This window comes from Glycomyces sp. NPDC049804 (genome assembly GCF_040674615.1).
Classification (GTDB): Bacteria; Actinomycetota; Actinomycetes; order Mycobacteriales; family Micromonosporaceae; genus Glycomyces; species Glycomyces niveus.
In genome coordinates, this window is the sequence record NZ_JBFAMQ010000011.1 from 161,820 (window position 1) to 171,998 (window position 10,179).

Annotated in this window: 9 protein-coding genes; 2 read left to right on the forward strand and 7 right to left on the reverse strand. The window is 68.1% G+C overall.

The window, feature by feature from the left end:
• Positions 1 to 29 precede the first annotated feature (29 nt).
• The 6 genes from gvpJ to AB0K52_RS18340 all read right to left on the reverse strand — a co-directional run bounded on the left by gvpJ (position 30) and on the right by AB0K52_RS18340 (position 7,567).
• Positions 30 to 437, reverse strand: coding sequence for a gas vesicle protein GvpJ (gvpJ, locus tag AB0K52_RS18315; protein ID WP_363533443.1), 408 nt, complete (start codon positions 435 to 437; stop codon positions 30 to 32).
• A 41-nt stretch (positions 438 to 478) separates the two neighbouring features.
• Entirely contained in the window at positions 479 to 1,486 is a 1,008-nt protein-coding gene (locus AB0K52_RS18320) for an SRPBCC family protein (RefSeq protein WP_363533446.1), read from the reverse strand.
• 5 nt (positions 1,487 to 1,491) lie between these two features.
• Positions 1,492 to 2,556, reverse strand: coding sequence for a hypothetical protein (locus AB0K52_RS18325; protein WP_363533448.1), 1,065 nt, complete (start codon positions 2,554 to 2,556; stop codon positions 1,492 to 1,494).
• Positions 2,544 to 3,638, reverse strand: coding sequence for a hypothetical protein (locus AB0K52_RS18330; RefSeq protein WP_363533451.1), 1,095 nt, complete (start codon positions 3,636 to 3,638; stop codon positions 2,544 to 2,546). Before AB0K52_RS18330 ends, AB0K52_RS18325 begins: the two co-directional genes overlap by 13 nt.
• 310 nt (positions 3,639 to 3,948) lie before the next feature.
• Positions 3,949 to 5,052, reverse strand: coding sequence for a ricin-type beta-trefoil lectin domain protein (locus AB0K52_RS18335; RefSeq protein WP_363533454.1), 1,104 nt, complete (start codon positions 5,050 to 5,052; stop codon positions 3,949 to 3,951).
• Between the two features lie 160 nt (positions 5,053 to 5,212).
• A complete protein-coding gene (locus tag AB0K52_RS18340; protein WP_363533457.1) occupies positions 5,213 to 7,567 on the reverse strand; it encodes a xyloglucanase in 2,355 nt (784 codons plus the stop codon).
• A 473-nt stretch (positions 7,568 to 8,040) separates the two neighbouring features.
• Between AB0K52_RS18340 and AB0K52_RS18345 the strand changes: the two genes are divergently transcribed.
• Entirely contained in the window at positions 8,041 to 8,220 is a 180-nt protein-coding gene (locus AB0K52_RS18345) for a hypothetical protein (RefSeq protein WP_363533460.1), read from the forward strand.
• A gap of 59 nt (positions 8,221 to 8,279) precedes the next feature.
• Here the strand turns inward: AB0K52_RS18345 and AB0K52_RS18350 are convergent, their stop codons facing one another.
• Positions 8,280 to 9,038, reverse strand: a complete 759-nt coding sequence (locus AB0K52_RS18350; RefSeq protein ID WP_363533463.1) for a nuclear transport factor 2 family protein — start codon at positions 9,036 to 9,038, stop codon at positions 8,280 to 8,282.
• Between the two features lie 107 nt (positions 9,039 to 9,145).
• Between AB0K52_RS18350 and AB0K52_RS18355 the strand changes: the two genes are divergently transcribed.
• Positions 9,146 to 10,015, forward strand: coding sequence for a helix-turn-helix transcriptional regulator (locus AB0K52_RS18355; RefSeq protein WP_363533475.1), 870 nt, complete (start codon positions 9,146 to 9,148; stop codon positions 10,013 to 10,015).
• Positions 10,016 to 10,179 lie beyond the last annotated feature (164 nt).

The following is a 10,179-nucleotide window of genomic DNA, read 5'->3' on the forward strand; positions in this document are numbered from 1 at the left end:
GGCCGTGCTCCTTCATCTTCCCAATCTGACTAGTCCTCGGAGCGGGATGGTTCTCGCTCCTCGTCCTCACCGAGACCCACGATCCCGCGTAGCTGCTCGCCCGCCGCTTCCAGAGCCCCTTTGGCGGCGCCCTTCACCTTCTTCTTCGATCCGCCCTCTTGAACGCCCTCGACGATGTCGGGGAGTCCCTGGCCCTGGCTGGAGGACAGATCCACACGGCCCGCCGCCTCGGCGAACTTGAGATAAGTGTCGACGCTCGCCACCACGACTCGGGCATTGACGGTGAGCAGCTCGATGCCGACCAATGAAGCCGACACATACGCGTCGATCACCAGGCCCTTGTCGAGAATCGTGTCGACGACGTCCGCCAACCCTCCCGATTGCGAGCGTTGCACGCCGACCTCGCCAGCGCTGACGGGCTGGATATCGGTAGTCATAAGGTCCCCCTATTGGATGTTCGGCGCTCGACATCCCGAGGTCAGCCCGGGGCCTCTTCCTCTGCCGACGCCTGCGGTTCTTCCTCGTCCGTCTCGGGTTCTTCCTCGTCCGTCTCCGTCGGCTCCTCCTCGGCCTGCACCTGGCCGTCATGGATTTCCCCGCGCCAGCCTTGGAGCTCGTCGGGATGGAGCACGGACTGGGTCATCACATGCCGGGCGAAGTGCTTGAGCTCCAGCCGGGCCCGTCGGCCCTGCGCGCGCCAGATGTTCCCGGTGCGTTCCATGAGCCCCTGCGGGTGGTACTCCAGCACGAGGATGACGCGCGTCATTCCCGGCGTGAGCTCGTGAAACGTGACGGCTCCGTCTACATGTCCCTTATCGCCGGTCGATCGCCAGACGATGCGCTGGTCCGGGACTTGCTCGATGATCGTGGAGTGCCAGGTGCGGTGTGACCAGAACACCTGGGCCTTCCAGTCCAACTTCTCATCCGATTGCTGCTCGACGTTCTCGACCTTCTTCATGAATGTCGGGAACTCGGTGAACTGCGTCCACTGGTCGTAGCACAAGCGCACGGGCGCGCCGATATCGATTTCCTCGACGATGTTGGTCACCTTGGTCTCTGAGGCGCCCTCGCTCGCGGCCTCGCCGTCATCGCCGTGACCTGTCAGCGCATCCTTAAGCGTCTGGACGGGATGCCCGATGGCGTTGAGTCCCTTGCCGGCGAGCGCGGCCGTCTTCGCGAGCACTCCTGGCCCCGAGTGCTTCGAGCCCTTGGACGGTCCGGAGTGATTCGAGCGTTTAGGAGGTGATGAGCGCTTCGCACCTTTTTGAGACTTCTCGTGGGCTGAGCCCTTGTGCGACCCGGTGAAAGCGCTGATCAGCCCCGGTCCGCCGTGCGCAGCGTAGTCCGTCAGCCGGTCGGTTGCGGCATCGATCTTGTGCGTGACCCCTGCAAGGGCCCGGTCGCCGATCGCGCTCACCAGGTTGCGCATTTCGTCGCCCAAGAGCCCTGTGGCCGCGCCCCTGTCGCTTCCCTTCTCCTCGGCCATCGCCCTCACGCTCCCTTCCGTCGAACAGGCGCACCGGTCTTCTCAGACTCCTTCTTCTTCGAAGCCGCTGCGGTCTTCTTCTTCTCCTTGGCCTCGGGCTTCTTGGCGCCGGTGTCCTTGCTCCCCTGCGCCTTGGCTGTTCCCCGTTCGCTCTTGGGCTTCTTCGCCGCCGGTTCCGCCTCTTTGCTCTTGGGCTTCTTGGCCGCGGGCGCCTCTTCGGGACTGTCGTCCTCGGTTTCCTTCGCCTCGGGCTCGACCTCTTGAGCCTTGGGCTCTGCTTTCACCTCGGTCTGCTTCGACTCGGTCGCTTCGGCCTGGCCCTCGCCCTCGTTCGGGTGCCGCAGGACCTCGGCACGTTCGCGGAGACGGTCGCTGTACTCGCCGATCCGGCTCGTCACCGCAGCCATCGCGGCCGCCTTGCCGGCCTCCAGCAGACGCTTGCCCGGTTCGGCGAACTGTCCCAGGTCTCCGGACGAGGCGGCGTCGTCCGCCGCTTTCCCCTTCGCGCGGCGACGGCCGAGTCGGCCGGCGGCGGCAGCCGCGCCCAGCGTCAGAGCCATGCGCATCTTGTGATTGCGCCCCAGTAGGTAGCCGACACCGATGGCGCCGGCGACTTGCACTCCCGATTTCATGATGCCTACCTTCTCGACCCGTGACTGCCTCCCTGCCGCCTGCCGGTGGGATGAGTGCGGGCGCCTTTTCAACGGGCTCGGAATACCCGGCCGGTGACCCGCAAAACGACGAGTGGCAATTCGTGCATCCCGAATTTCCAAGTCGTGTGAGGCGTCGAATAGTGCGCATTCGACTCGGAGCAGCGCGGTGCTCGCGACAGGGCTGAAGAACCCGAGAAAAGACGAAGAGGGACGATCGGATGAGCGGTCGCGCGACGCTCGAGGGACCGCAGAAAGGCGGATCCCAGAGGTACGACTCAGATTTCGACGATCTTTCGCGATTCGGCGGAAGGCCCCTGGGCCTCCAGATAAGGTCGGCAGCGTATTCGCGAACGAAAGGGTCATGACCGTGAAGATGCCGAGGATGAAACCGATAGCGAAGAAGATCAGCAGGGCCACTCACCCCAACCGACGCAAGAAGACCCGGCGCCGGATCGCAGTGGGCGTTGGAGCCGCCACCGCCACCGGACTGGCCATTGCCGGGATCTCCCTGGCCGCCCGGCGTCGCCCGGGCCCCGACGAAGAGTCCGACACCGAGTGAGCGCAGCGCTGTCAGGCGGACCGGGAGCGGAACGCCTGCGCGTACCGGACCCGGCGGGGGACGATGTCCACCCGCCGGGTCCGGATCTCGCTTGCCATAACTGACGTTCTTCAGGCGGGACCATGTGCTGTCCCTGGGGCGTGCGTGTCTCGGCGCCGGTCGACGCACTGCCCGTCGTCCCTGCCGGGGATGCCTGTGTATCAGCCGCGGTCCCGTATCGCGGCGAAGCGTAAGGCTGTGACATCGGGCTGGCCGCGTCGCCCTGGCGCACGCCGCCCCTCCCCTTCATCCGGGTCGCTTCGCCTTCGGCGCTGTTGAGCATCCGTTCCCAACGCTGCCGCATCGGTCCGATCAGACCACCGCCGACACCGACCACGACCACACCCGCGATCATCGCCAGCACCGCCCAGAGGACGGGCGTGGTCACCGTCGTTGCGATGCCCACCTGCCCCAACGCGGCGACAACCCCGAAGAAGACGATCGCCACCTGAGAGATGCGGGCGACAGTCCGCCCGTACGACGTGTCCTCGAGCATGCCGCCCACCATGCGGTGCACGGCATTGGCGATCGCGAACGCCACCACCACGATGACGAGGGCGATGAAGAGCTGCGGCAGCCACCCGACGAGGCGGTCCAGCAGCGTCGATACAGGGTTGTTCCCGAAGGCTCCGAACGCCAGCTGCAAGGTGAACAGCAGCAGCGCGTAGTACACCAGCCTGCCGAGAAGCTCGCTCACTTCGAACCGGCCGGTGAACCGCCGCAGTCCGGATCGCTCTCCGACCTTGTCGAGACCGACCTTATTGAGCAGTTTTCCGACGAGCTTTCCGATCGCCTTACTGACGATCCAACCAATGAGCAGAATCGCTAGGAACGCCAGCGCACGCGGCAGAAATGCGACGACAGCGTCGAACATGTTCTGAAAACTCTGCGTGAAATCCATACCATCAGCGTAAGACTAATCACGCTCGGATTCAGAGCTTCGTATGAACGGAACATGCCGGGAACAGCGCCGGACTGGCGGGAACATTGACCGCTCTTCTTTGCACGGTTGCCCCGCAATGGAAGACGGAATCTCAATCCGGGCCTCGAGGCGGGCGATTCCGATAGCGCGGCCGTCTTCGCGTTCCTGGGCGCATCCCCGGTGACCGCGACCGTCGGCGGCCCGAGGCCGTACCGACGATCGCGATCACGGGGCTAATGCGACGTCGACTTCCTTGTCGTGCTTCACCGTCTGCGGGCCGGCTCCGTGGTTACCGCCTGGTCCACTGCTGGTTGGCCTGTCCGCTGCCGCAGGTCCAGAGCTTGACCTTCGTGCCGTTGCTGGTGCCCCAGCCCGAGGCGTCCAGGCACAGGCCGGACTGCACTCCGGTGATGGTGCCGTTGGCGTTGACGTTCCATTGCTGGTTGGGTTGTCCGTTGCAGTCCCAGATCACCACTGCGGTGCCGTTGCTGGTGCCCTGGCCTTGGGCGTCCAGGCACTTGTTGCCGTACACCATGAGCTGCTTGGCGGGGGTGTAGGTCCACTGCTGGTTCGAGCCGCCCCAGCAGTCCCACAGCTGCACGTCCGTACCGTTGGCGGTGCCGACCCCGGTGACCTCGAGGCAGCGGCCGGACTGGGTGCCCACGATCTCGGTGCTGTTCGCCGGCGTGCCGATGCTGCCGGGTACCGACTGCAGTGCGGCGTACCAGACCGCGGCCATCTTGTCGTATCCGGCGGCGGTCGGGTGGACGCCGTCGTCCAGGTCGGCGGTGGTCAGGGCGCTGTGCATGTCGACCATGTGCACGTTCTTGCCGGCGTTCACCTTGCTCTGCACCATGCCGGGGATCGTCGCGTTGAAGGCGTTCACCGCCGCGTCTCCCTCGGTCCACCCGAGCGGAGTGATCTGCGCGACGAACACTTCGGCGTTCGGCGCCGTCGCGGTGATGCGGTCGACCAGCGCGGACAGCCGGTTCGGGGCGCCGGCGACGTCGTGGTTCTGCAGGATGTCGTTGGTGCCGATGTGCAGCAGCACGGTCTGCGGCTGGTAGGTGTTGAGCCAGCCGACGATGTTCGCGTCGATCTGGTCGATACGCCAGCCGGGGTGGCCTTCGTGATCGTGGTCGCCGAGACTTCCCGGCCCGTTGAACTGCGACCCGACGAAGTCCGCGGTGTACCCGCCGTTGGCGAGGTGCTGCCACAGGCCGATCCGGTAGCCGCCCGGCGTGGCCGTGCCCTCGGTGATGGAGTCACCCAGCGGCATGATCCGGACCCCGCCGTTCGACTCCGCGCTGGCGGTGCTGATCGGCATCGCCACCAAGCCCGCCATGAGGCCGAGCGCCGCGATCCTTCCGAGCCACCTTGCTTTTGTTCGCATCTCTTGTTCCTTACATTCGTTGGATCATTTCCATTCCAGATGGCCGTGGGGATCAGGGCCCGGTCTCGCGCCGGGCCCGCCGCCTCAGGAACACCCGAGCCGCCGTCGCGGCCGGAGGCGCCCGGATCGCGCCGGGCGCCTCGGATCGCTGGTACCGGATCTAGGCGATGTCGCCGTAGATCAGGCCGCGGCCGTTCGTCGTGAGGTAGACCCGGCCGTAGATGAGCGGGTCGCCGGTGATGGCGGAGCCGGCGAAGGCCCACTGGTGGGCGTCGTCGTTGATGCGCTGCCAGGTGCCGCCGGCATCGGTCGAGCGGTAGATGGCGGCCTTGCCGGCGATCTCCGCCGAGGTGTAGAGCGCCGGATATGCGGTTCCGTTCGCGGCTTTGCCGAAGCCGACCGACAGCGCGGTCTCGATCGCGCTGATGCGGGTCCAGGTCGAGCCGCCGTTCTGGGAGCGCCACATGCCTCCGCCGATGCCCAGCTTCTCGTCGCCGCGTCCGGCGAGCCAGATGTGGCCCCAGTGGCCGGGGACGACCCGGAAGTCGTCGACCCCGGCGGTCGGCAGGCCGGACGCTCCGGTGTCGGTGAAGTTCGCGCCCCCGTTGGTGCTGCGGTAGAACCTGCCGCCGGAGAAGGCGTACCAGATCGGCGAGTCGACCCGGTCGGCGCGGATCTTCGCGCCCGCCGGGAGCCCTTGGACGGGGGTCCAGGTGGCGCCAAGGTCGGTGCTGCGGACGGGCGTGACGCTGGTGTCGCTGGGCGACCAGAGGATCACGGACGCGTTGGCGGCGATCGCGACGACGCCGGCGTGGCCGCCTCCCGGCACGCCCGCGAGCGGCGAAGCGGCCCGCCAGGTCCGGCCGCGGTCGGTCGAGACGCCGACGTGGCCGACCCCGTTGTCGTGGGGGTTGCCCGTGCCGACGATGACGTTCGGGTTCCAATGGGCGAAGTCGACGCTGGTGGCGGTGGACCAGTCGGAGCGGGTCATCGGCTCGGCCCGGTCGAGGTCGGTGTGGACGAACCCGCCGATGTCGCCGAACGCGGAGACGAGCGTCCCGCCGAGCGCCGCGACGTCCAGGACCGCGGTCTCCTCCACGCCTTCGGCGCGGACGCCGACGGTGAACTTCTGGACCGGCTGGGCCAACCGCCGACCGGACGCGTCCCGGCGGACCAGTTCGCCCTGGGTGTCCCACTGGGTCAGGTTGTCGGTGCCCCAGATGGTGGCGCCGGTGCCCCACATGATCCGGTCGGAGTCGTGCGGGTCGATCGCGAGCGCCTCGATCATCCAGCCGTGTTTGACCGCGTACGTGTCCCCTTCGTTCTGGCCGTTCCAGGACAGCCACGGGGAGCCGGTGTTGTCCATGGTGAACCGGTCGACCCGCCCGGCGTCGTCCGAGTAGTCCCAACTGGTCTGCCACGTGGCCCCGGAGTCGGTGGAGCGGAACAGGATCTCGTCGGGGCCCCAGTTGTTGCACGTGGACGCCATGAGGGTGCCGGGGTTCTGGCGGTCGACGGTGATGCCGCCGAAGCCGGGGATGGCGCGGCCGGGGTTGTAGGGCGGGGTGACGTCGGTCCATGCGCCGGTCTGCGTCGCGAGCCGCAGAAGCCTGCCGCCTCGGCCCGAGGCCGGGCCGCCGTTGTAGGGGCCGGGGTCGTAGCTGGTGATGATGTAGAGGTGGCCGTTCGTGTTGTCGACTGCGGCCTGCTTGGGGATGGTGCGGTTGCCGTCCGCGCGGCCGAGCGCCGCGGCGGCTCCGGGGACGGGCTGCCAGGTCGCGCCGCCGTCCCTCGAGACGTAGAGCGGGTCGTCGGGGTCCGCGACGCCCACATAGATGTTCCCGCCGATCTGGTCGAACTCGATCCAGAGCACGCCCTGGTTGTCGGCGGAGTAGGGGTTCGTGGGGTCGACGACGAAGTTGCCCGGGTTGGGGAAGTTCCCGACCTTGGACCAGGAGCGGCCGAAGTTGTGGGAGCGCCAGAGTCCGTTCCCCGAGGGGGTGCCCAGGTACAGCTCGTAGTTCTTGCCGGGGTGGACGGCGAGGCGTTCGCCCATGCCGCGTCCGGGCATGTTGCCGCCCTGCTTGAACGGCAGCTCGGCGGCGCCCCAGGTCTCGCCGCGGTTGTCGGAGTAGAGGACCGCGCCGTTGCCGGGGTCCCAGTCGGTGGTGTAGGTGCCGACCGCGGCGTAGACGCGGTTCGTGTCAACGGGGTCGGTGGCCATCGAGACGACACCGGACCAGCCCCAATTGTCGCGGCCGACCCAGTCCAGGAGCGGCTTCCAGGTCCGCGTCGCCTCCTGCCAGCGGTAGCATCCGCCGATGTCGGTGCGCGCGTAGATCAGGTTCGGCTCGGTCTCGTTGAAGACGATGCCGGGCACGAAGCCGCCGCCGTTGACCACGGCGTTCTTCCAGGTGTAGGTCTCGGCGGCCTGCTGTTGGGCGAAGGCCGGGGCGGGCAGGGCGCCGGCCACGACCGCGGCTGCGCCGAGGGCGGTGAAGGTGCGTCGTTGCACGTTGTTCTCCTATGGATGGGGTTATGGAATGCGGGGTCGCCCAGCGGCGCGGACCCGATGGGGATAGATATTGAGGTATGTAGATTCATGACCTATGCGGAGTACGGTACGGCCCGCAGCCGACTTTGTCAATTAGCGAAACTAAGTAGGCGGCCGTTCGTGGGAACCTAGGGCCGCGGCAGCGGAGGTGAACGCCGACCGCGATCGTTCAGACGGGCAGTGAGGTCGGCGCACTTCGACGTTCACGCAGGTTAGTTTCTTTAATTGACAAAGTATTGCGGCTGGTTCAGGGCTGCCGCTCGGCGTCGGTCGGTCTCCGCGGAGGGTCGGCGGGGACATGTGCCCGGCGAACGCGGCCGATTCGGCTCCGACCGGTATTCGAACCCCCGACCCGTTGCGGGGCAGGCGAAAAATCGGGACCGGTCCCGTCGGCGGGTTGGTAGAAAGGAAGTCCCCCTTTGGAAGGAGGCACGATGACGCACAGGACTCTGGTGGGCGCGGCGGTCATCGTGGCTGCCGTGGTCGTGCTGGCGGTGGTCGCGGTGATCGTGGTCGTGGTCGAGGACTTCAGGAACCCGCCGGAGGACCGAACGGGCGACTGCATGAGCCCGCGGTCCGTGAACCGGCGGGGCAGATTCGCGCTCACTGCTTGATTGGGAAGGCCTGGAGGCGGTTTCGCCTCCAGGCCTTTCGCATTCGAGCGCCGGACTGCCTAGAAGAGGCCGTTGCCGTGCGGCATTTCGGCGGGGACCTCCGGGACGACGTCCCAGTGCTCGACGATCTTGCCGTCGGCGACGCGGAAGAGGTCCCAGTAGGCGACCGGCCGGCCGAACTCGCCTTCGGCGTGGACGAGAACGAAGTCGCCTTCGGCGATCACGCGGTGGATGTGCCGGTAGACGAGGTTCTTGCCCTGCTCGCCCCAGGCCTCGGCGGCGGCGCCGAAGCCGGCGAGGCCATCGGCGGCTTCTGGGTTGTGCTGGTCGTACTGCTCGGTCGAGATGTAGTCGGTGAGCACCGAGTAGTCGGCTCCCTTGAGGACCTTCTCGGCGAACTCGGCGACCAGGGCGCGGTTGGCCTCGGTCTTGTCGAGGTCGGTGGCCTCGGTCGGGCCGTCGGTCTGAGAGCGTCCCGAGGCGGTGTCCTTGACGACCGGGACGAGGCCGTCCCAGTGCTCGGCGAGTTTGCCGTCCTTGACGCGGAACAGGTCGAAGCCGACGAGCGGGTCCGGGCCGAGACCGTAGTAGGTGCCGTGGAGGGCGACGAGGTCGCCGTCGGCGATGACCCGCGCGCCCTCGTAGCGGAAGTCCGCGGGCAGGCTCGCGACGAGGCCGCGGATGCCCTCGATGCCGTCGGGCGCGAGCGCCGAGTGCTGCTTGTAATCGGGTGCGACCCGGCGGTCGACGGCCGCCGCGTCCTTGTCGGCGAACAGTTCCTTCGCGGCGGCCAGCACCGTGTCCTTCGCGTTGCCCATGGCGTCCTCCCTTGTCGTCGCGCGCCAGCGGTTCGCGGCGCGGCTGCCTTGGCCACTCGAAACTATGCCCAGTACTGGGAAGTATCCCGATACACTCGAGACTCGTGATGGTGAAAAACCGACAACCTGACATCGTCGAGGTGGACTTCCAGGCGCCGGTCGGGTCGCCCGCGGGGGTGGAGGTCGTCGATCTCGGGGAGCTGCGGCGGCGCAGGGTCACCGCGGTCTCGCGACTGGAGCGGCCCCACTTCCACCAGCTCATCGCGCCGGTCGAGGGCCGGCTGCCGTTCATGGTCGACTTCGTGGATCACGAGGTCGGACCGGGGACGTGGCTGTGGGTGCGGCCCGGGCAGGTGCAGCGCTGGGGCGACCTCGCCGGGGTCGAGGGAGACCTGATCCTGTTCGAGGGCGACTTCCTGGACGCCGACACCGTCGAGCGGGCGCGGGTCGACGAGCCCGGCGGCCCGGCCGTGTTCCGGCCGCGGGACGGCGGCGCGGCGCTCGAGGCGGCCCGCGCGCATCTGGTGCGGGAGTTCCGCGCGCGGGGGGAGCTGCCGCCGGCGGCGCATCTGGCCGCGCTGCGGCATCTGCTCGCGGTGCTGGCGCTGCGGTTGGCGCACACGGGGACGGCCGATGCGCCGGCCGGGCCGATGAACGAGACGTTCCGCCGCTTCCGGTCCGCGGTCGAACGCGGGTTCGCGCGCACCCGCCGCGTCGAGGACTACGCCGCGCAGCTCGGCTACTCGCCGCGCACGCTCGCGCGGGCGGCGTTCGCCGCGACCGGGGCGGGCGCGAAGGAGTTCATCGACCAGCGGGTGGTGCTGGAGGCGAAGCGGCTGCTCGCGCATTCGGATCGGACCGCCGCGAAGATCGCCCGCGACCTGGGTTTCAAGGACGCCACGAACTTCTCGAAGTACTTCCATCAGCGAACCGGCCAGACGCCGATCGCGTTCAGAGCCGCCGCCCGGCGGAGGTGATCGGCGGGACCGGAGTGTTGGACGGTCCCGCCGTCGGCCCTCACGCCGCCAGCAGGTGCGCCTCGCGGTCGAGGCGGTTGCGGCGGCCGCCGGTGCGGCCGGTCATGCGGGCCGGGATCGCCTGCTTCGACCGGTAGAACTTGAGGGGGCTGGAGCTGACCGCC